Source organism: Plantactinospora sp. B5E13 (assembly GCF_039871775.1).
Classification (GTDB): Bacteria; Actinomycetota; Actinomycetes; order Mycobacteriales; family Micromonosporaceae; genus Plantactinospora.
This window is the reverse complement of sequence record NZ_JBDPLT010000063.1, coordinates 21126-42992: the sequence shown is the minus strand read 5'-3', so window position 1 is coordinate 42992 and position 21867 is coordinate 21126. Positions and strand designations below refer to the sequence as shown.

At 70.6% G+C, this 21867-nt stretch carries 11 protein-coding genes; 7 read left to right on the top strand and 4 right to left on the bottom strand.

All coding sequences use genetic code 11. The annotated features are described in order from the left end of the window. The first annotated feature begins 133 nt into the window (after window positions 1–133). Entirely contained in the window at window positions 134–517 is a 384-nt protein-coding gene (locus tag ABGB05_RS33710; protein WP_347658016.1) for a YbaB/EbfC family nucleoid-associated protein, read from the top strand. Next, entirely contained in the window at window positions 510–1076 is a 567-nt protein-coding gene (locus ABGB05_RS33705; RefSeq protein ID WP_347658014.1) for a hypothetical protein, read from the top strand. Before ABGB05_RS33710 ends, ABGB05_RS33705 begins: the two co-directional genes overlap by 8 nt. A 144-nt stretch (window positions 1077–1220) precedes the next feature. On the opposite strand, the gene ABGB05_RS33700 is transcribed toward ABGB05_RS33705, so the two are convergent. After that, window positions 1221–1871 carry a hypothetical protein gene (locus tag ABGB05_RS33700; RefSeq protein ID WP_347658013.1) on the bottom strand — a complete coding sequence of 217 codons (651 nt, stop codon included), beginning with the start codon at window positions 1869–1871 and terminating at the stop codon, window positions 1221–1223. A 413-nt stretch (window positions 1872–2284) separates the two neighbouring features. On the opposite strand from ABGB05_RS33700, the gene ABGB05_RS33695 reads away from it, so the two are divergent. From ABGB05_RS33695 to ABGB05_RS33680, 4 genes are all read left to right on the top strand, one after another. Further along, the gene (locus tag ABGB05_RS33695) at window positions 2285–5647 is read left to right on the top strand and encodes a helicase-related protein (RefSeq protein ID WP_347658012.1); all 3363 of its coding nucleotides are present in this window, start codon (window positions 2285–2287) and stop codon (window positions 5645–5647) included. After that, complete coding sequence (locus ABGB05_RS33690) at window positions 5637–7751, top strand: hypothetical protein (protein ID WP_347658011.1); 2115 nt, start codon at window positions 5637–5639, stop codon at window positions 7749–7751. Before ABGB05_RS33695 ends, ABGB05_RS33690 begins: the two co-directional genes overlap by 11 nt. Window positions 7752–7925: 174 nt before the next feature. After that, the gene (locus tag ABGB05_RS33685; RefSeq protein ID WP_347658010.1) at window positions 7926–14483 is read left to right on the top strand and encodes a DEAD/DEAH box helicase; all 6558 of its coding nucleotides are present in this window, start codon (window positions 7926–7928) and stop codon (window positions 14481–14483) included. Beyond that, entirely contained in the window at window positions 14483–16690 is a 2208-nt protein-coding gene (locus ABGB05_RS33680) for a UvrD-helicase domain-containing protein (RefSeq protein ID WP_347658017.1), read from the top strand. The genes ABGB05_RS33685 and ABGB05_RS33680 overlap by 1 nt, the downstream gene beginning before the upstream one ends. Before the next feature lie 29 nt (window positions 16691–16719). Here ABGB05_RS33680 and ABGB05_RS33675 read toward each other — a convergent pair whose 3' ends face one another. Continuing rightward, window positions 16720–17607: a pirin family protein gene (locus ABGB05_RS33675; RefSeq protein WP_347658009.1), complete on the bottom strand. Its 888-nt coding sequence runs from the start codon at window positions 17605–17607 to the stop codon at window positions 16720–16722. 98 nt (window positions 17608–17705) lie between these two features. On the opposite strand from ABGB05_RS33675, the gene ABGB05_RS33670 reads away from it, so the two are divergent. Further along, on the top strand, window positions 17706–18221 hold the full coding sequence (locus ABGB05_RS33670) for a MarR family winged helix-turn-helix transcriptional regulator (RefSeq protein ID WP_347658008.1): 516 nt from the start codon (window positions 17706–17708) through the stop codon (window positions 18219–18221). Window positions 18222–18292: 71 nt separating this feature from the next. On the opposite strand, the gene ABGB05_RS33665 is transcribed toward ABGB05_RS33670, so the two are convergent. Continuing rightward, the gene (locus tag ABGB05_RS33665) at window positions 18293–18721 is read right to left on the bottom strand and encodes a hypothetical protein (RefSeq protein ID WP_347658007.1); all 429 of its coding nucleotides are present in this window, start codon (window positions 18719–18721) and stop codon (window positions 18293–18295) included. A 135-nt stretch (window positions 18722–18856) separates the two neighbouring features. Continuing rightward, window positions 18857–21760 (bottom strand): tetratricopeptide repeat protein, encoded by a 2904-nt coding sequence (locus ABGB05_RS33660; protein ID WP_347658005.1) that lies wholly within the window; start codon window positions 21758–21760, stop codon window positions 18857–18859. Between the last annotated feature and the right edge of the window lie 107 nt (window positions 21761–21867).

The following is a 21867-nucleotide window of genomic DNA, read 5'->3' as shown; positions in this document are numbered from 1 at the left end:
GTACGCGACTTCGCAAGAGACTCCAGCAGTTCCCGCTGGCCGGGTTCGAGCACCAGTGGTGCGGCAGCACGTGTCACGTCTCGAGTCTACTCCAATGACTAGCTATTTACGAGACAGAACACTAGGAGAAGTTGTGCGCGAGGACCTCGCTGCCCGGCTCGACGAGATGGTGAACGCCTTCGAGGAAACCCGGGCTCGCATCCTGGAGGCCGGTGACGCCGTGGCTCGGCTACGGGTGACGCGACAGAGCGACGACCGCCTGGTCGAGGTCACGATCGGCCCCGATCGTGCAGTACTGGATCTCCACATCGCCGACTCGGCGCTCCGCCGGGGTGACGGCCGCGCCATCGCCCAGACGGTCCTCTCACTCATCGCCGAGGCGCAGGCCGAGTTCGGTCGGACCGCCCAGTCGGAGTACCAACGGATCACTGGTCTGACTGTTGATCCTGCTGCTCTGAACGGCCGCGACGGCCCGGCAGCGCTCGGCCGACTGTCCCGTGAGATGTTCGGTGCCTGACGACCAGATCATTCGGAGCGCGCCGAGCATCCCCGACGAGGGGCAACCGTTCGTCCTACGCCGCAGGGCGCTCGTGTGGGTACTGGCCCTGCAGCCGGTCGTGTGGCTGGGCGTCCTGTCGCCGCTGTGCGTCCCGGCCGTGGCCCCGTCTGGGGTGCCATGGACCCTGCTGGTGTTCGTGCTTCCATTCCTGACCGTGGTCCTCTTCGCCATCCTCCGCGTTGTACCGAAGGTGACCGGAGTCTGGCTCGCCGCTGATCCGGGCGGAATCTGGGTGCGGGCACGGAGTCGCACCGGCACGGACGCCTTCGCGATCCGGGTGCCCTGGAGCCATGTCGAGTCCATCTTCGCGATCCAGACCAGTCGTATGGGCCTCTCGGGCGGCCCCTGGACGGTGGTCGTCCGGGTAAAGGACCTTCCCACCACGCTACGCCCACCGGATCAGCAGGAAGCGGATCGCAGCACGTTCGCGGTAAGCACCTGGCTGTCGAACTACTCGGCCCGAAACGCCATCGACGTGCTCGCCCGACTAGCCGCCGGACGCGCCCCGGTCGGTTGAGCTTTCCCGCATCGTGGCATGCCTCCGCCCAAACGGTGGCCGAGACCCGCCGTTGAACGCCATGGTGCATGAAGACGCTGCGCAGTAGCGTGGCGAATTGCCAGGTGGGGTGGTGCGTCGTTCAGGGGCGCTCCGCGTCCGGGTTCAGCGCGCCGGAGCCGCTGTCGGCCACTGGAAGCTGCACACCCGGAAGCCGTACCGGTTCGCCCGCTGGAGGAACGAGGTGTTCGCGTACTGGAAGCGGCGCAGCTCGGCGTTGTACCCGTCCTTGTTGCGGGCCAGCAGGTTGTTGGCCATGTAGCGCCAGTACGTGGTCGCCTCGTGGAAGTCCTGCCACATCTCCCGCACCCGGTTGACGTTCGACCCGCCCGACGGCTGGACCGACACCGTCTGCCAGTCAGCCAGCATCCGCTCACGTGCCGCGGCCACGTCCATCATCCACTCGTAGTTGAGCACGCTGACCGGGCCCGGACGTGCCTCAACGGCCGTCAGGCAGGCTTCGTCCGCCTGCCTGACGTACGCCCGGCGGACGTCCTCCGGATCAGGGGTGGTCTCCTCCGGGGTGGGCCGGGGTCGCGGCCGGGTCGGCTGAGGATCCGGGCGGGTGACAGCCGGCGGAGTGACGACGGCCTGCCTGCTGGGTACGGCGGGCGCGGTCGTCGACCGGTCGGCGATCGGAAGTGCCTGCTTGAGTTCGTCGTCCCAGCCGAGGAACGTGAGCACACTGATGGCGGCGGCAACCGCACCGAGGCCGACGGCGAACTTCTTCCGGGCGTCCGACTCGTCCTCAGCCACGCGGATGCTCCTCACGTCGCCAGGGCCTCGGCCTCCGGTGCGGCAGTACAGACGCATTTATAGACGACTCTCGCAACCAGGCCGGTACCCGTCGAGCCGGGAAACCCTGTCCGACCAGCGTTTTCGGTCCGATGGCCGCACGGCGGCTCCCCGCAGACGACCTCCCGGCAAAGGCTCGGCGAGCGGGTCACCCGCCTGTGGTCAGGCCATCGGTTGGCGGCTTCTACTGAGGCATGGGCCGGGAAGTCCTCAGAACCGTTAGCCGGCGTGGAGCCGCCGTAACGTCCATTCACATTGGGCTGTTCGCCCCAGGTCCGGTGGCATGTGGATAAATAAACTCCGCGACGACCAATAGGTTCCACCCCGGATCCCGTCAGCTGCTATCCGGCGGGACGGCAAGGAGCGCGTGCGCGGTGACTCCCAGCCCTTCAACCCACGATGTCACGTTCGGCTACTTCCCCGACCACGAGCGGACCGATGTCGCGTTCGACCGGGGACGGTTCGAGCGAGCCCTCGTCCTGGACACCCCCGTACGGTTGCTCGCCGACCAGGTGAGCACGTGCCGGGTGCTGTGGCAGCCCGAGGTTGACCTCCCGGAGGGCATCTACTGGTTCCAGGGGGTCGACGACGGCCCGATCATCCTGCAGGTCGCGGTCGGCGCACCACCGGGTGGGGCCATGGTGGAGTCGCCGTACGGCCTCGACGCCGACCACCCGTTGCTCGCCGCCTGGGAATGGGCTGAGGAACTGTGGGGCAGGGCCGAGCAGGTGCCGTCCCCGGCGTTCGCCGTCAACGAGGCCGCGGTCACCTATCCCGGCGGGGTGGACGTGGTGGTGCGCGACCGCAAGTTCCTTCGCGAGCACTGGTCCTACTCCGTGATGGTCGAAGGTCGCCAGCAGGACGTCGTGGAGTCGCGGTTGCGTCCGCGCCCGGAGATCGACGCACCGCCGACGTGGGTGACGCGCGAGCCGACCCCGGCGAGCCGGTTCGGTGCGACCCTGACCCGCGCCAAGCTGCTGGGCAAGTTCGCCAACACGCTCTACTCGTTCCGGGCCACGCGGACGACCTTCCGGCCCTACCAGTTCAAGCCGGTGTTGAAGCTGCTGCAGACCGGCAAGGCGAGGCTGCTCATCGCCGACGAGGTGGGCCTGGGCAAGACCATCGAGGCCGGCCTCATCTGGACCGAACTGGAGGCCCGTGGCGAGGCCGACCGGGTCCTGGTCGTGTGTCCGTCCAGCCTGTTGGGCAAGTGGAAGGAGGAGATGGAGGACCGCTTCGAGTTCGAACTCACGGAACTCGACAACACCAGCCTGAAGTCCTTCCTCACCCGCCACCAGCAGAACCGGCTGCCCAGCCGGCAGGCCTACATCTGCAGCCTCGAACGCCTGCGCACCTGGGACGGGCTGGCCGAATTGCGCGCCGTGCCTCCCGAGTTCGACCTGGTGATCGTCGACGAGGCACACGCCATGCGCAACCAGGACACCAAGAGCTACGCCCTGGGTACGGAGCTGGCGGAGTGGGCCGCGAACCTGGTCTTCCTCACCGCGACGCCGATCAACCTCGGCGAGCAGGACCTCCTCAACCTGCTCGAACTGCTCGCGCCCGAGGACTACGGGAGCATGGCGGACCTACAGCTACGGCTGGAGCCGAACCGGGTCATCAACGCCGTCACGGCGCGGCTCGTCGACAAGGGGGTCCGGGGCCGAGAACTGCTCCGCCAGCTCAACGGACTCAAGGACACGTCGTTCGGCGCGGCGCTCATGCGCCGGCCGGACTTCGCGCTGCTGCGTGACCTGCTGGACAGGGACGAGCTGGGCCCCCGCGACATCGTCGACGCCAAGCGTTACCTGGCCACCCTGAACACGCTCTCCACCGTCATCACCCGGACCAAAAAGGTGGAGGTCGACGACCGCAAGGCCACGCGTACCGAGGACCGGCAGGAGGTCACCTGGAACCCCGCCGAGTCGGTCCTCTACCAGGAGTACCTCCGCTGGTGCCGGGACCGGGCCGCCGCGATGAACTCCCCGCTCCACTTCGCGATGCAGATGCCGCTGCGACTGGCCAGCGCGTGCCTGCCGATGGCCCGGTACGCGGTGCTCGACCCGGACGGCTTCGGCGACGTCACCGACGCCGACTCCGACTCGCGCGCCTACCGACTCGACCCGCATCCCGAGCTCGTCAAGGCGGCCGAGGCCCTGCCCGAGCACGTCGACACCAAGCTCGACCTGCTCAGGAGGGTGCTGCGGCGACTGCACCGGCAGGAGCGTCGCGCCCTGCTGTTCACGCACTCCCGCCCGACCCTGGCGTACCTCGCCGACCGGCTCGGTATGGAGTTCAAGGTCGCGGTCATGCACGGCGGGGTCAGCCGCGAGACACGCCGCCAGATCATGGCGGACTTCCGTGCCGGCGGCTACGACTTCGTACTCGCCAACCGCGTCGCCAGCGAGGGTCTCGACTTCGAGTTCTGCTCGGCGGTGATCAACTACGACCTGCCGTGGAACCCGATGGAGGTCGAGCAGCGTATCGGCCGTATCGACCGGATCGGCCAGAAAGAGGAAACCATCCTCGTTGTCAACTTCGTCAACGAGGCCACCATCGACGAGCGCATCCTTGCCCGCCTCCTGGACCGCATCCGGATCTTCGAGTCCTCCATCGGCGCGCTGGAGCCGATCATCTCCGCGTACGCGCCGAAGGTGCTGCAGGCCGGGTTCGACTTCACGCTCACCCCGGAACAGCGCGAACAGAAGCTGCACGAGGCGCTGACCGCGATCGAGGAACAGCGCGCCGGCCTCCGGGACGTCTCCGACGCGTCGAGCGCGCTGCTGGTGAGCAACGACGTCGACGTCACCGGACTCGAGGACGACCTGGTCCGGACGGGCCGCTACATCGGGCAGCGCGAACTCGCGTTGCTGCTCGACGACTGGGCGCGCACCGACGGGGCGACGGGTGTGAGAGTCGCGCCGGACGGGCTCACCCTGGAGTTGCGGGGCAACGCGGCCATGGCCGGCCGCGTTGACGATCTCGCCCGGTCCGCGCAGCGCTCCCGCACCGAGATCCGGTCGATCTCCGCGCAACTACGCCACGAACTACCGGTAACGCTCGTCCTCGAACAGGAGCACGCCCGTACCCACGGCGGCACCCTGCTCGCCGCGACAAGCCCGCTCACCATGGCGGCGGCCGCGATCCCCGGACACCGGCAGGCGCGATTCGCGTCGTTGCGGATCTCGGGCGCTCCGGACGAGGTCGCGCCCGGCAGCTACGTTGTTGTCCTCGCCACAGCGGCGACGGCGTCCCCGCGTGGTGACGAGATCTGGGGCGCCGCCGTCACCGCGACCGGGCGAGACGCCGGCGACGGACCGGTGGACGCGCTGCTGGCCGCCCTGGCGGAGGGCAGACTCGTCGACGAGCCGATGCCCAGCATCAGCCGGCTTCCCACGCTCGCCGAGCGCGCGATGGACCGCCTGCACTTGCGGCACATAACGGAGCAGGGACGCCGCGACGGCGAGTTCGAGGCGCTGCAGGAGGCGCGGATCCTCACCGTCAGCGCGCAGCACGAACGCAAGCTCGCGGCCATCCGTAAGCGCATGGAGACCGCACGGTCACGCGGCCGTGGGCCCAGGAGCATCGAGCTGTTCAAGAGCCAGGAACGCCGCGCGAAGGAAAGGTTCATCGCACTGCTGGAGAGCATCCGTACCGCGGGCCAACCCGAGATCCGGCTGGAACCGCTCGCCGCATGCGTTGTCACGATCACTCACGGGACGGAGCATGTTGAATAGGACGCAACTCGACCTCGAAGACGAGAGGACCGCGCAGCGGCGTTACCGCCGGGTGGTCCGTGACAGGGCGAGTCAGCCCGTCACCCATCAGGGACCACGCAACAACTTCTGGACCGGAACCGGGCTACCACAGAACTCCGTCATGCCGTTCGGCGCTCTCGTCGGCCGCGTGGCCCTCCGCCAGCCCCATCCGGACCTGTTCGCCGGAGGTAACGACTTCTACATCGGCGAAACCTACGCCAAACTCGACGGCGTCCACGTCTTCAGCTGGGCCGCCCCCGTCGCCTGCACGTTTTTTCGCGGGTCACGTCACCACGAGTTCTGCGAGGAGGTCGCGGTCATCCGCGCCTTCGAGCACCGAGGCGAGGACATCGTCGCCTTCCACGACGAGCAGGTGGCCGACGACGTGCCGGCACAGCCCTTCCTGAAGCGCGAACTCACCGTGCCCGCCGCGCCGAAGCGTCGGAACACCCTGAGCCCACCGACAGCACCTCGGCTGGCGGCACAGTCACCAGCACGGTCCCCGTCGCGGGAGCCGACGACACCGCAGAAGCCAGCGGAGCAGACTCCGGTCGTCAGCTCCAGACCCCCGGTGGGGCGGCAGCCCGAGGCGCCACCGTTGGTGTTCATGCCGGCTGCCGGCACAGTTCCCACGCCGCCGCCCGCCCAACCCGCGCCTCCGGCCGTACGACCCGAAACGCCCGCCCCGTCCCCGGCCTCCCGGGTCGGGCCGCCCGCCGCGCCGACCACACGCGCGGAGGCACTGCTGCGCGCGCGGCTCGCCGCGCCACGCACAAAGAGTCTCGCCCCCGTGCTCGCCACACTCCAGCCGGACCAGTACAACCTCGTCACCGTGCCGGCGATGGACAGTATGATCATCGAAGGCCAACCCGGTACGGGAAAGACCATCATCGCTTCCCACCGGGCGGCCTACCTCGTCAACGACGAGACACCTCCGGAGAACAGCCTCGACGGCAAGGTTCTGGTCGTGGGGCCGACAAGCGGCTATTCGGAGCACGTACGGCCGGTCGTCGACCGACTCACCGGCGGGTCGGATCGGGTTCTGGTTCTCTCGCTGCCCGAGCTGATGTTGCGCATCCTCGGCATGGGGCATGCCCTCCGGGGCGGAATCTCCCGTTCCTGGCAGGACGTCGACAAGGACCTTGGCCTCTTCGTACGGGCGGCGGTCACCCGGCTGCGGAGCAGCGGCACGAAGGTCAACTGCGACAACGTCTACGACTACCTGCGTCGCAACGGCAGCAGTGAACACCCCCTCACCAGGGACCCGGAATGGATCAGCTATCTGCACAGACTCCGACCGGCCCGGGACGCGCTCGACATGCGGGCACACGCCCCACTGCTCGCCATCATCCAGTGGGAGGTTGGCAAACCACGCGACCTCGTGGGCATCGAACACATCATCGTCGACGAAGCCCAGGACGTGACGTCGCTGGAATGGTTTCTGCTCGGCTCGATGAACGAGGCCCGCGCGTGGACGCTCGTCGGCGACCTGAACCAACGGCGATCCGACCACACGCCGGCGTCCTGGGCACAGGTCCTGCCTCTGCTGGACATCCCCTACGCCGATCCGCCGATCCGCCGGCTGAAGCGGGGCTACCGGTCCACCCGACCGATCCTCGAGTACGCCAACCGGCTTCTTCCCGCCACCGAACGCGCGGTGGTGGCCTTCCAGGAGGAGGGTCCTGAACCAACCGTCGAGAAGTGCCGGGCGTCGGACCTTCCCGACGTGGTGCTCAACCACGTCGGTCGGCTGCAGGCCGCCCATCCACAGGGCACGCTCGCCGTCATCACCGCTGACCCGAAAGCGGTGGAGGCCATGCTGCGACAGGCGGGCTGGGCAACGGTCAAGAGCGGCTCCTACACCTGGCGGCACTCGGGCCGGGAGGTGACGGTGGCCCGCCCGGACACCGCCCGCGGATTGGAGTTTGATGCGGTCGTGGTCGTCGAGCCCGCCGACTTCCCACAGAACCTCGGCCGGCACGGACCGCTCTACACGGCACTCACCCGGCCGAACCGCGAGCTGGCCGTTGTGCACGCCAAGCCCCTGCCTGACCCGCTACGGAAGTGGTCGGGCCACCGGTGACCATCGCGGAGGTTCGTATGCCGCCGACAGCTTCCGGCGCGGCGTTTGGTCCGTCGTTTTCGACGTGTGTGCGTACTCGGACTGACCTGTCGCCGTTTGTCCGGCTACCGTGGACAAATTCACGACAGATTGATCATGGCTTAGTCCGAGTAGCATGCCTGCGGTGAGTTGCTCATGAGGCCGACGATCGCCGCCGACACCCTTCGCCGTACGCTCACCCAGTACCTGACCACCACGTTCGGGCTGACCGACGAACCGGTACGACGCGGCCTGGAAGCCTTTCTCACCCACCCCGAACAGGGCATCTTCCGGGGGCCGTACCTGCGGATCCGTACCCCGTTTCGGCCCGCGCCCGGCGCCTGGCGCTCCACACTCGACTGGGCGCCGGCCGGCTTCAACCCCTGGCTGCACCAGGCGAAGGCGTTCGCCCGACTCTCCACCCTGGACAGAGCGGCCGAACCGACGCTGATCACCACCGGCACCGGCTCCGGCAAGACCGAGGCGTTCCTGATCCCGATCCTCGACCACTGCCGGCGGGCCCGCCTGCGGCACGGGCCGGGCATCAAGGCGATCCTGCTCTACCCGATGAACGCGCTCGCCACCGACCAGACCGGTCGGCTCAACGCACTGCTCGCCGACAATGCCGAACTGCAGCAGGTCACCGCCGGTCTCTACATCGGCGACGTGGCCGAGGTCGAGTATCCCCGGGTGTTGACCAAACGATCGGAAATGCGGCGGAATCCGCCCGACATCCTGATCACCAACTACAAGATGCTCGACCTGCTGCTGCAACGCGCCGACGACCTGCCGCTCTGGGAGAACGCCGCCCCGGCGTACGTCGTCCTCGACGAGTTCCACACCTACGACGGCGCCCAGGGCACCGACGTCGCGATCCTGCTCCGCCGCCTCGCGATCGCCCTCGGGCTCGCCACCCCGCAGCGACCGCTCGGGCCGATCTGCCCGGTCGCCACCTCCGCCACCCTCGGCGAGGGCTCCGGACGGGACAGCAGCACCGCCATCCGCGAGGTCGCCGAACAGGTGTTCGGGGTGCCGTTCCCACCCGACTCGCTGATCGGCGAGGACCGCTACGAACCCGCCGAGTTCATCCCCGACCCCGACTTCGGCCTGCCCCTGCCCGCTCCGGAAACCCTCGCCGCGGTCGACGACCCCGACCCGGCCACGGCGAACGCCCGGCTCGCCACCCTCCTGCTCGGCCGGCCCCCGACCGACCGGAACGCGACCGACCGGAACGCGACCGACCGGAACGCGACCGACCGGAACGCGACCGACCGGAACGCGACCGACCCGGCCCGGCTCGGCGCGCTGCTGCGCCGGCACCCGCTGACCAAGGCGGTCCTCGACGCACTCGGTCCGGCACCCCGGACCTTCGACGAGGTCATCGAGGTCCTGCCCCGCAAGAACGCCACCGGCTGGGGCAGCGCGATGAAAACCCGGCCCGAGATCACCGCCCGGGCCCTGGCCCGGTTCGTCGGCCTGCTCGCCTCGGCCGAGAACCCGGACCTCCCCGGCCGACCGCTGCTCAACATCGAAACCCACCTCTGGGCCCGGTCCGTCTCCCGGCTGCTGCGCGGCGTCGGCCCCGAGGTCACCTTCGGCTGGTACGGCGAGCCGGAGCGGGCCGCCGACCCGTTCGCCCCCGAGGCCGACCGGGTGGTCGCGGACGTGAACCACCCACTGCTGCCCGCCGTCTACTGCCGGCACTGCGGGCGCTCCGGCTGGGCGGCACTCTCCCCGGAGAAGGACCCGCAGGAGCTGGAGACCGACCCGGACCGGATCTACCGGGCGTCGGTCGGCCGGGACAAGCGCCGGGTCCGGACCTTCGTCGCCGCCACCGCCGACGAGATCCAGCACCGCGACCGGGGCCTGCTCGTTCTCGAGTACGGCCACCGGGTCCGCCCGTTCGACCCGCACAAGGACCGGGGCGGCCGACTCGGCGACGAGTCCGTGGTCGTCCTCGGCGACCTTTCCAGCCTCGACGCCGCCGACAAGGACCGCTGCCCCTCCTGCGAACTCGACCACGGCATCCGCTACCTCGGCGCCGGCCTGGCCACCCTCGCCTCCGTCGCCATCACCCACCTCTTCACCGGCGGTGAACTCGACGCCGCCGAACGCAAGACCCTGCTCTTCAACGACTCGGTGCAGGATGCCGCCCACCGGGCCGGTTTTGTCGCCAACCGGTCGTACGCGTTCTCGCTGCGTACCCTGCTCGCCCGGCAACTCCGCCCCGGGGTGCCGGTCGGGCTGGACGAACTGATCGTCAAGATGATCGGCGAAGCCGTCAAGCCGGAGATCCTCTCCACCGTCGTCCCGCCCGACCTGCACGACCAGCCCGGCGTCGACAGCCTGCTCGCCGGCGAGGGCCCCGGCGACCGGAAGACCTGGACCCTGGTCGGCGAACGGCTCGCCTTCGCCGCTGTCCTGGAGACCGGGCTGCGTACCCGGCAGGGCCGGACCCTGGAGTTGACCCGTACCGTCGCGGTCGAGGTCGGGCTCGACGACCCGGACCGGGCGGCGGCGCTCTGCCGGGACGTACACCTGACCGGGCCCGGCCCCGGCGGCGGCCCGCTACCCGACGACGCCCGCTACCTCGCCTACCTGCGCGGCCTGCTCGAACGGCTCCGCACCCGGGGCGCGATCTACCACGAATGGCTGGCGCCCTACCTGCGGCGCGGCGGCACCCGCTGGCAGATCTGGGGCGGCCGCCCGGAGGGGATGCCGGCCTTCCCGCACGGGCTCTCCGGGCCGGCGTTCCTGCTGGCCAACCCGAAGTCACGGTCCGAGTTCGACACCATCGGCGCCAAAGGCAACTGGTACCAGGACTGGACCGGCCGCTGCCTCGGCCTCGACCCGCCCGCCGCCGCCGGCTACCTCGACCGGCTGCTGCCGGCGCTGGCCACCGCCGGCATCGTCGCGGCCCGCGACACCGAGGACGGCAACCGGGTGTACGGGCTGCTCCCCGGCCACCTGCGGGTGACCCGACTCGACGACAACGCCGCGATCATCGCCGGAGTCGGCTGCGACACCTGCCACTGGCAGCAGACCGAACACCCGGACCGGGTCGCCGACTGGACCGGCCAGCCCTGCCGGCAGTACCGCTGCGGCGGCCGGCTGCGGCCGGTCCGCGACGAGGCCGCCGCCGACGACTACTACCGGCGGCTCTACCTCGACAGTCCGGTCTTCCGGGTGGTCACCGGCGAGCACACCGGCATGCTCACCCGCCCCCAACGGGAGATTGTCGAACAGCGGTTCCGGACCGGCGAGCGGTACACCGACCCGAACGTGCTCTCCTGCACCCCCACCCTGGAGATGGGGATCGACATCGGCGACCTCTCGGCGGTGGTGCTCGCCTCCCTGCCGACCGGTCCGGCGAACTACGTGCAACGGGCCGGCCGGGCCGGCCGCCGCAGCGGCAACGCCCTGGTGCTCACCCTGGTCGGCCGCACCGAACGGGACCGCTACTACCTGACCGACCCGACGAACATGATCGCCGGGCAGATCGTGCCGCCCGGCTGCTTCCTCTCCGCCGTCGAGATCCTGCGCCGGCAGTACCTCGCACACCTGATCGACCTCGCCGCCCGGGGACGGCTGCCCGGGATCCGGCCGCTGCCCCGCCGCGCCCACCTGCTCTTCGGCCCCGGCGGATGGCTCGCCGCCCTCGCCGACGCCGGCCAGCGCGACGCGGTACGACTCGTCGGCGACTTCCTCACCCTCTTCGGCGACAAGGTCTCCGCCCCCGCCGCCGACCAGCTCCGCCAGTTCGCCGACACCGGCCTGGTCGACCGGGTCAAACGGGCCGACGCCGACTGGGAGGCCCGCCGCGACGACCTGCGACGCCGGCTCGCCGGAATCGAGACCGTCGCCGCCACCCTGATCAGCGGCGACCCCGACCACGCCCGCGAACTGCGGATGCTGAAGTCGGAGGCCCGCGAGGTCCGCAAACTCCTGCACCGGCTCGCCGGCGCCGCCGCCCACGCCACCCTGGTCGAGCTGGGACTGCTGCCCAACTACGCGCTGGTCGACCACCGCACACTGCTCGACGCCACCCTCACCTGGGAGGAGAAGCTGCCGGACGGCAGCCGACGCTTCCACACCGAACTGCGCGAGTACGACCGCCCGGCCCGGCCGGCACTTGTCGAACTCGCCCCCGGCAACGTCTACTACGTCCGGGGCTACCAGCACGAGATCTCCGGACTCGACCTCGGACCGGTGAACCGGCCGGCGTACGAGCGGTGGCGGATCTGCGCCCGGTGCGGCTACGCCCGTACCCACCTGGCCCAGGAGGACACCCGGCCCTGCCCCCGCTGCGCCGACACCGGGCTCGCCGACCAGAGCCGGGTCTTCACCGTGCTCCGCCCGACCCGGGTCCTCAGCCGGGACCGCCGCGACGACGCACGGATCCGCGACGACAGCGACGACCGGCAACGCCGGTTCTACGTCACCCCGGCCACCGTCGACGTCGACCCCGACCGGATCGAATCCGCCTGGCGGCACACCGCCGAGACCTTCGGCGTCGACTACACCCGGGACGCGGCCGTCCGGCACTACAACCTCGGGGTGCAACGCTACGACCGGGCCACCGAGTACTTCGCCGGCCAGGAGGTACGGCTCAACCCGTTCCACACCTGCGACTCCTGCGGCGGGACGACGATCGACGGGCAGCCGACGCCGAGCCAGGAGGTCGCCGCCTACCTGTCGGGATCGGTGGTGAGCCGGGACGCCGAACACCACCGGCCCTGGTGCCCGCACCGCCGGTCACCCGGCACCGCCGTCCACGTACCGCTCATCCTCGCCCACGAGCTGCGTACCGAGGCGCTGCGGATCCTCGTCCCGGCGGTCACCGCCCTGGTACGCGAGCGGCTGGTCTCGTTCGCCGCCGCCGTCCGGCTCGGCATCGCCGCCGAGTACGGTGGCGACCCGGCACACATCCAGGTCGTCGAGGCCACCATGCCGGACCGGGCCAGCGGCGCGACCCGCAACCACGTCGTCGTGTACGACACCCAGCCGCAGGGCACCGGCTATCTGCACCGGCTCGCCGACCCGGAACAGTTCCGGCAGATCCTCCGACACGCCCGACAGATCATCGGCAACTGCGTCTGCCAGCACGAGGGCCGGTCGGCCTGCCACCGCTGCCTGCTGCGGTACGCCCGGAACCACGAGTTCGCCCTGATGAGCCGGGAGGAGGCACTCGGCATGCTGAGCCGGCTCCTCGACACCTGGGCGGTCGACTCCGGCATCCGGACCGACGACATCTCGCTGATCGCCCAGGTGGAGAGCGAACTCGAGGCCCGGTTCCTCAACAAGCTGCTGGCCTGGGCCGGCGAGCCCGGCTCGGGCGTACGCGTCGAGAAGCGGACCGACCACGACGGCGCGCGGCTGCGCGACTTCTGGATCACCGCACCGGACGGCGGCGGCGTCGTCCACTGGCAGATGAAGCTGCAGAACACCATCCGGGGCACCCGGCCGGACGTGCACTTCCGGCGCCTCGACGCACCGGCGCCGGAGATCGCGGTCTACCTCGACGGCTTCAAGTACCACGCGTCGGCCGAGTACAACCGGCTCGCCGACGACGCGGAGAAACGCAACCGGCTGCGCGCCCACGACTTCTACGTCTTCGCCCTCACCTGGGACGACGTCGACGGCTGGCGGACCGGCGGCGAAGGCGGGAGCGGCGGGAACGGCGGGAACGGCGGGAACGGCTGGGCACCGTACCAGGGGCTGGCCCGGCAGCGGGCCCGCGACCACCACCGGAAGCTGCTGCCGGAGGCCGACCCCGGCGACCTGGAACGGTACGTCTGGACCAACCCCGTCGAACTGCTGCTGCGGTTCCTCGCCGAACCGGACCCGGAGCTGTGGCGACGACGTACCGAGGCGGCGCTCGCCGGACTGCTGGTCCAGGCCACCGGGAAGCCGACCCGGTCCGACTCCAGCGGCATCGGGGAGCGGATCCTCGCCTCGCTGCACGGCGCGCCGCTGCCGCCGCCCGTGCCGGGACGGATCAGCCTGGTCCGGGCGGTGGACACCGACGGCTGTCCGGTCACCCTGGTCCTCGACGGGCGGGACGCCGAGCCGACCTGGTCGGCGCTGGTCGTCGTCGACGACCGACCGGAGACGGTCGGCGCCCCGACCGGGGACGGGCAGCAGCGGCACCGCCACCGGTGGGCGGCGTGGCTGCGCTGGGCGAACCTCGTCCAGTTCCTCGCCCCCGGCGGCGGCGACGGGGCACAGCTGGCGCTCTCCACACTGGACGGGTTCGACCCGGCGTCGATGGCGGTCTGCGAGGGCACCGGTCTGCGGCTGACCCAGCGGCCGATGCCGGTCGACCCGGAGACGGCCAACTGGCTCGGCCTCGCCCCGGAGCCGACACCGCCGGCCGGGGAAGCCCTCGACGTCGACCTGCCGTGGCAGGAGGTCCTCCGGTACATCAACCGGGAGGAGTCGGCGTTGGAGACGCTGGTGCAGTCCCTCGTCCGGCGGGGCCTGCCGGCGCCGGTCGTCGGCTACGAGCTCGGTGACCAGGGCTGGCCGGCCGAGCTTGCCTGGCCCGAGCGGCGGATCGCGGTGGTGCTGTCCGGCGCCCCTGACGATCCCGAGATCGCCGACCGCGATGACGCGTACGTCAACGCCGGCTGGTCGGTCCGGACAGCCCGGGAGTGGTCCGCGGACGAGTTGGTCCGCCGGTTCGCGCAGTCGAGTGGGGGAGAGGGTCAGTGATCGCCAAGGCCGCGACGTTGCGGATGCTGGACCGGGCCGACCGGGAGGTCATGAAACTCTCCCGCGCCGAGATGGGCGCCGTCTACGAGTTCATGCACAAGTTCCGGCACAACCCGCACAGCCCGGGACTACGGCTCAAGCAGCTCAGCGGCGACTCCCGCCTCTGGTCGGCCCGGATCAACCAGGACCACCGGGCACTGTTGCTGCACGTCGCCGACCAGGACTACCTGCTCGTCGCGGTCCGGCACCGCAAGGACGTGTACGACAACCTCGACCGCTACTCGTACCGGATCAACCGGGTGACCGGCGGCATCGAGGTGATCGACCTGGCCCCCGTCGGCGACAGCATCGTCGGCCGGGTGGTGTCGCCGGAGGAGCCGGTCGCGGTGCCGGCACCGGACGAGCCGCCTCCGGTGCCTGCGCCGCTCTTCGCCCGGTTCACCGACGCCCAGCTTGTCGAGTTGGGTGTCGCCGAGCCGCTCCTGCCGCAGATCCGGGAGCTGACCGGTGAGACCGCCCTGCTGGAGCTGACCGAACGGGCACCGCAGCTCACCACCGACGTGTTGCTGTCGCTCTACGACGGCCGCCCGTACGAGGAGGTGCTGACCCACGTCACCGAGCCGGTACGGGAGAACGGACCGGTCGACCTCGACGACTACCAGGCCGCCGCCGAGCGCCCGGCCACCCAGGTCTTCTCCGACGACGAGGCGCTGCAGGCGATGCTCGCCGAGTCCTTCGACCGCTGGCAGATCTTCCTGCACCCCACCCAACGCAAACTGGTCGAGCGGCGCTACCAGGGGCCGGCTCGGGTCGGCGGCGGACCGGGCACCGGCAAGACGATCGTCGCGCTGCACCGGGTCGCCCACCTGGTCCGGCACCTGCCTCCCGGTGCGGACAAGCCGATCCTGCTGACCACCTTCAACCGCAACCTCGCCGCGGACCTACGGACCCGGCTCATCGCCCTCGGCGGGCAGGAACTCGTCGCCCGGGTCGACATCGTCAACATCGACCGGCTGGCCAGCCGGGTCGTCGCCGAGGCGAAGGCCGGGGTGGGCAAGCGGATCATCGACGACAACAGGGTGTCCGGGTTGTGGCAGGACTTCCTGGTCGAGACGGGGGAGACGGGGTGGGACGCGGAGTTCCTGGCCGCCGAATGGGCCCAGGTGATCCTCGGCCAGGTGCTCGGCTCCCGATCCGACTACTTCAAAGCCCGCCGACCCGGCCGTGGCCGTACCCTGAACCGGGCCGAGCGGGACCAGGTGTGGCAGCTCACCGAGCGGTTCAGCACGTGGCTGGACGACCAGGGAAAGTGGACGTGGCGTCAGGTGGCGGAACGGGCGGCGCGTCTGGAGATGGACCGGGCGGCCCGCAGCGAGGGCCTGCCCGCCGAGGACTCCGGAGGGTTCCTGCGGCACCGCTACCGGCACATCGTGGTCGACGAGGCGCAGGACCTCAGCGCCGCCCACTGGAAGATGCTCCGGGCGATGGTCGCCCCCGGCCCGGACGACCTGTTCCTGGCCGGTGACACCCATCAGCGGATCTACGACAACCACGTGACGCTGGGCAGTCTCGGCGTACACATCCGGGGCCGGTCGGCCCGACTGACCCTCAGCTATCGCACCACCCGGCAGATCCTGGCCGCCGCCCTGGAGATCATGAGTGGGGAGACCTACGACGACCTCGACGGGGGAGCGGAAAATCTCGCCGGCTACCGGTCGCTGCTGCGGGGCGGCCGGCCGACGTTCCGGGGCGCCACCTCGTGGCACGACGAGCGGGAGCTGATCGTCGAACAGTTGGTGGAGTGGGGGAACCCGACCGACGGGTCGGTGGCGATCGCGGTGCCGACGCACGAACTGGTGACCGAGGTCGTCGCCCGCCTGGAAGCGGCGGGTACGCCTGCGGTGGAGATCGGTCCGGACGGGCCGAACGGGCGGGACGGTGTGCACATCGGCACGATGCACCGCTTCAAGGGCCTGGAGTATCAACGGATCATCATCGCCGGGGTGAGTGACGGCCTGGTCCCACACCAGATGATCGGCCGGTATCGGGACACCGACCCGAAGCGCTACCAGCGGGAACGTCAGCGGCAGCGGTCGCTGCTCTTCGTCGCCGCCACCCGGGCCCGGGACAGCCTGGCGGTCTTCTGGCACGGTGCCCCCAGCCCGTTCCTCACGGCCCGGTTGGTGAACCCGGCCCCGGACCGGTGACCGCGACCCCGGCGACCGGTGGGCCGGGGTCAGCGGTACTTCAGCCGGGCCTGGCGGGGGACGGTGCCGAACTTTCCGGCGTGGAAGTCGGCGAACGCGCGGTGGATCTCCGCATTGCTGTTCATCACGAACGGGCCACCCATCACGACCTGCTGCCGGATCGGCCGCCCGCCGAAGACCATCACGACGGTGGGGCTGTCGCCCTCCGGGGTCTCCAGCGCGATTGTCGACAGGTTCGCCCGGGGAACCGGGTCGGACCAGGCGGTCTGCCCCTCGCCGATCTTCCGCCCGGCGATGGTGACCCGGCCGGAGAGTACGGTGAGGAAGGCGCGGTCGTGGCCGGGCAGGGTGTGGTCCAGTCGGCTGTTCGGTTCGATGGTCAGGACCGCTCCGGAGATCGGCCAGTGGGTACGCGCCGGGCCGCTGACCCCAGCGACCTGGCCGGAGATGACGTCGATCCGGCTGCCGTCGCGCTCGACCACCGGCCGGCGGTCGGCGACGAGGTCCTGGTAGCGGGTGTTGACCATCTTCTTGTTGGCCGGCAGGTTCACCCAGAGCTGCAGGGTGTGTGCCCGTTCGTTGCGGAACGCCAGCTCGCGGTGGATGACCCCGCGTCCGGCGGTCATCCACTGCACGTCACCGGCGCCGAGCGCACCGGCGTTGCCGATGTTGTCGCCGTGTTCGAGTACGCCGTCGAGGACCATCGTCACCGTCTCCAGCCCACGGTGCGGGTGCCACTCGAACCCCGGTTCGGAGAACCAGTCCTCGCTGAGCAGCAGGAACGGGTCGGTCAGCGCCGGCCGGGTCGGTGCGATCAGCAGCCGGTGGTCGTCGACCTGGGCGTTCGGGCCCAGCCGGTTTCCGGCCTCGACCCGGGCGACCGTACGTCGCGCCACGCGCTGTCCGCTGCCACTCATGCTGTCCTCCCCGTTCCACGGCCAACCATGGGTTGACGTGTCACCTCGACGATAGCGAGCACGAGGTGATGCATCAACTGATCGGTACGATGGGAGTCGTGGATCACGAGCAGGGTGGCCTCACCGAGCGCGAACTCGACGCCTGGCAGACGTTCTTCCTGATGCAGGAGGTCGTGCGCGCCCGGATCGAACAGCAGCTACAGGCCTGCGGTGGACTCTCGAACGCCGACTACACCGTGCTCGCCGTACTCTCCGAAGCGCCCGACCACCGACTCCGGATCTTCCAGATGAGCGCCGCGCTCGGCTGGGAGAAGAGCCGCCTGCACCACCAGATCACCCGGATGTGCGGACGCGGCCTCGTCGAGCGGCACCGCGGCGACGCCCGGGCCATCCACGTGGTGCTCACCCCCCGGGGACACGCCGCCCTCGCCGAGGCGGCCCCGGCGCACAGCCGGCACGTCCGCGAGCTGGTCATCGACCGGCTCACGCCCGCCCAGATCGACCAGCTCGCCGCGATCTCGCACACCATCCTCGACGGCCTCCGTGGCAACGCTCCAGAGACCGGCGAGGACGGCGAGGCGCCGACCGACGGCCGGGCCGGGCTGCCGTGCTGAGCAGGGCGGAGCACCCGACCCGGACGTCGGGTCGGGTGCTCCGGTACGGGCCATCGGGCCGGTAGCTACGGCTAGCAGGCGCCGCCGGTGTCGATCCGGCGCCACGAACTCCACGGCGTGATGTTGTAGAACGAGCCGGTGTCACCGTCGTACTCGTAACCACGCCAGCGCACGCACTCCTCCTCGAGGTGGTCGAACGTGCACTCGTGCCAGGTTCCGGCACCGTGGGTGTTCTCGCAGTTGCGGTACTTCCCGTAGTTGGTCTGGATGTCGACGCCCACCCGGCGGCCGTTGCCCTGCAGGTCGGCGACCCAGTGGTCGTCGCCCTCCCACTCGAAGCAGGCCCGCCCGTAGTTCGTGCCGCCACCGGTGAAGAAGTTGGTGTAGTGGCAGCCGGACGGCGGATTGCCGGTGTGTGCGCTGGCCGGCGACGCGGTGGCGAAGAGTGCCACCCCGAAGGTGACCAGCAGCGCGGCCAGTGTGGCGAAGGTACGTTTCATCGGGGTCCCCTCGTGTGTGTGGAGTCGCTGTGGACTCCGGTCCCTGTGCACAGGACGATCCCGGAGAACTCCTGCCAGGAACCTTGCCGGAGACCTTGCCAACCACCCCGCCGGCCGGGCTGCCGGCGCGCGGTGTCACCCGGTCGGACCGACGAACTCCTCGCGGAGCAGGTGACGCACCTGGGCGGCCCGGGGGTCACGGATCTCGTCGTACCCGGAGAGCGCCTGTCGCCAGCACTCCCGGGCGGCCTCGACCTGGCCGTCGCGCCGCAGCGTCCTTCCGAGACTGACCAGCAGGGATGCGGCGCCTCGCCGGTCGCCGAGTTCGCGGTGGATATCGAGCGCGGTCCGGTACTCGGCCACCGCCCGGCCGTACTCGCCCCGGTCGTGCCGCAGGTCGCCGAGGAAGGTGCGGGTGAAGCGCAGCCCCGGGCGGTCTCCGGAACGTGTCTGTACGGCCAGCGCCCGCCGAAGGCAGTCCTCGGCGTCGTCGCCCCGACCCAGTCGACGGTGGGTGTCGGCCAGGTTGGCGAGCGCCAGACCCTCACCCCGGTGGTCGTCGGTCTCGGCGAACAGCGCGACGGCGGTCCGGAAACAGTCGAGCGCCTCCCGGTACTCGGCCAGGTCGCTGTACGCGACGCCGAGATTGTTCAGCGTCCAGGCCCGCCCGGGCCGGTCGTCGGCGTCCTGCTGGAGCCGGAGTGCCCGCCGGTAGCAGGCGATCGCCTCCTGTTGGCGGTGCAGGCCGCTGTGCGCGACGCCGAGCCGGTTGAGTACGCCGGCCTCCGCGACGCGGTTTCCGGAGCGGCGGGCGGCGCCCAGCGCGGTCCGGTGTACGGCGAGCCACTCGGTGAAGTGGCTGCGGACGTACAGGAAGGTCAGCATCGCGGACGAGAGCTGCCAGGCAACGTCGTCCGCACCGTGCGACACACACGTCTCGGCCACCGCCACGAGGTTCGTCCGCTCCGCCTCGAACCAGGCCATCGCCGCCTCCGGGTGGTCGAGGGGGACCGGTGCCCCGGCGTCGTCGGCGGCGGTCGGCTCGGGCCGCCGGCGGGACGGGTCGAGAGCCCGGTCGGCGGAGTCCGCCGTGTGCAGGTACCAGCGGAGCAGCCGGTCGAGCGCCGCCGCCCTCGCCCCCTCCGGCTCGTCGGCCTGGGCACGCCGCAGCGCGTACGCCCGCACCAGGTCGTGGAACCGGTAACGCCCCGGGGTGGTCTCCAGCAGAAGGTGTTCGGACAGAAGCTGGCCGAGGAGCGCCTCCGCGTGCTGGACGGTGGTCTGCCCGAGTACCGCGGCGGCCTCGGCGGTGTATCCGGTGCCCGGGTGCAGGGCGAGTCGGCGGAAGATCCGCCTCTGGTCGGAGTCGAGCGCCCGGTAGGACAGTGCGAAGACCACCTCGACCGCCCGGTCCCCGGCAGAGAGTTCGCTCAGCCGACCCCGCTCGTCGTCCAGCCGGGCGGCGAGGTCGGCGAGCCGCCACGCGGGACGGGCCCGCAGCCGGTGTGCCGCGAGGGCGACGGCGATCGGCAGGCCGCCGCAGCGGGTGATCACCTCGTCCGCGGCCTGCGGCTCTGCCTCGACCCGGTGCCGGCCCGCGATGCTGGCCAGCAGCCGGAGGGCCTCGGGTCGACCGAACGTCCGCAGGGTGATCGGTCGGGCGCCGTCCAGGGCGAGCGTCCGGCGGCTGGTGATCAGCACCAGACTGTCGGGGCCGGCCGGCAACAGAGGTTGCACCTGCTTCTCGTCGGCGGCGTTGTCCAGCAGCACCAGGACCTGGCGGTCGGCGAGCCGGTCACGGTACATCGCGGACCGCTCGGAGAGCCCGGCGGGAATCTCGGCGCGGTCGACGCCGAGCTGGCTGAGGAACTCCTCCAGCACCGGTGCCGGATCGGCCGGACCCTGGCCCGGGGTGAATCCGCACAGGTCGACGTAGAGTTGCCCGTCCGGATAGTGCCCGTCGGCGACCAGTTCGTGTGCGAGGCGGATCGCGAGCCGGGTCTTGCCGACCCCGGCCATGCCCTCGATCGTGAAGATCAGCAGGTTGTTGGCCGTCCGGGGGTGGGTCAGCCCTTCCCGGACCGCAGCATGCTGGGTGCGTAGTTCCCGTTCGCGTCCGACGAATTCGCCCGTGTCAGGGGGAAGCTGCCGCAGCACGGGCGGCGTCGACGGAGGCGGACGGCTGTCCGGGGAGGTCTCCCGGGGCTGGACGGCGACGGTGATCGCGGCCGGCGCCGGCACCGCGGCCAGTTCGGGGGCCTGGCGGAGAATCGCGGTGTAGAGACCCTGCAGCTCGGGTGCCGGGTCGGTGCCCAGGCTGTCGGCGAGCCACTGTCGGAGCCGCTGGTAGCTTTCGATCGCCTCGCTCTGCCGACCGGACCGGTAGAGCGCCACCATCAGCTGACCCGTGAAACTCTCGCGGTCCGGGTGTTCGGCGGCAAGCGTGGTCAGTTCCCCGATCAGGCGCTGGTGCTGGCCCGTGGCCAGGTCGGCGTCGATGCGCTCCATGAGTACGGCCAGACGCAGCTCGGTCAGCCCGGCACCGATCCTTTTCCGGAGCCGTTCGTCGGCGACGTCGGCGAGCAGCGGCCCACGCCACATCGCCAGCGCGTCCCGCAGCCGGGAGGCGCGTTCCGCCGGATCGGCCAGCCGGCGGGCCTCCGCGGTCAGTTCGGTGAACCGGTGCGCGTCGACCGCTTCCGAGTTCACCTCGGCCAGGTAGCCGGAGTGCCGGGCGAGCAGCCGTACCGGACGGCGGGTGTTCCGTTCCGCCGGCGGCGGTTGGCGGTTCCGTTCCGGCGGCGTGAGATGCCGGCGCAGCCTGGACATGTGGGTGTGCAGGCTCGACCGGGGATCCGTCGGCGGGTCTTCCGCCCAGAGCAGGGTGATGAGTCGGTCGGTGGGGATTGGCCGTCCCGCCTCCAGCAGCAGTATCCCGAGCAGGCAGCGTTCCCGTCGCCGACCGAGCGGTATCCGACGCCCGCTCCGGTATGCCTCGACCCTGCCCAGAATCCGGAATTCGAACGAATCTCCCTCCATCTATCAATCGTTGCAGCGGTTTCGTCCGGCATCTCGTGATTTTGTCGTCTGTTCGACTGTCAGGTGTTGACTTGCGCAGCGGTCCGTGGGCCATCCCGGGCGCGCGT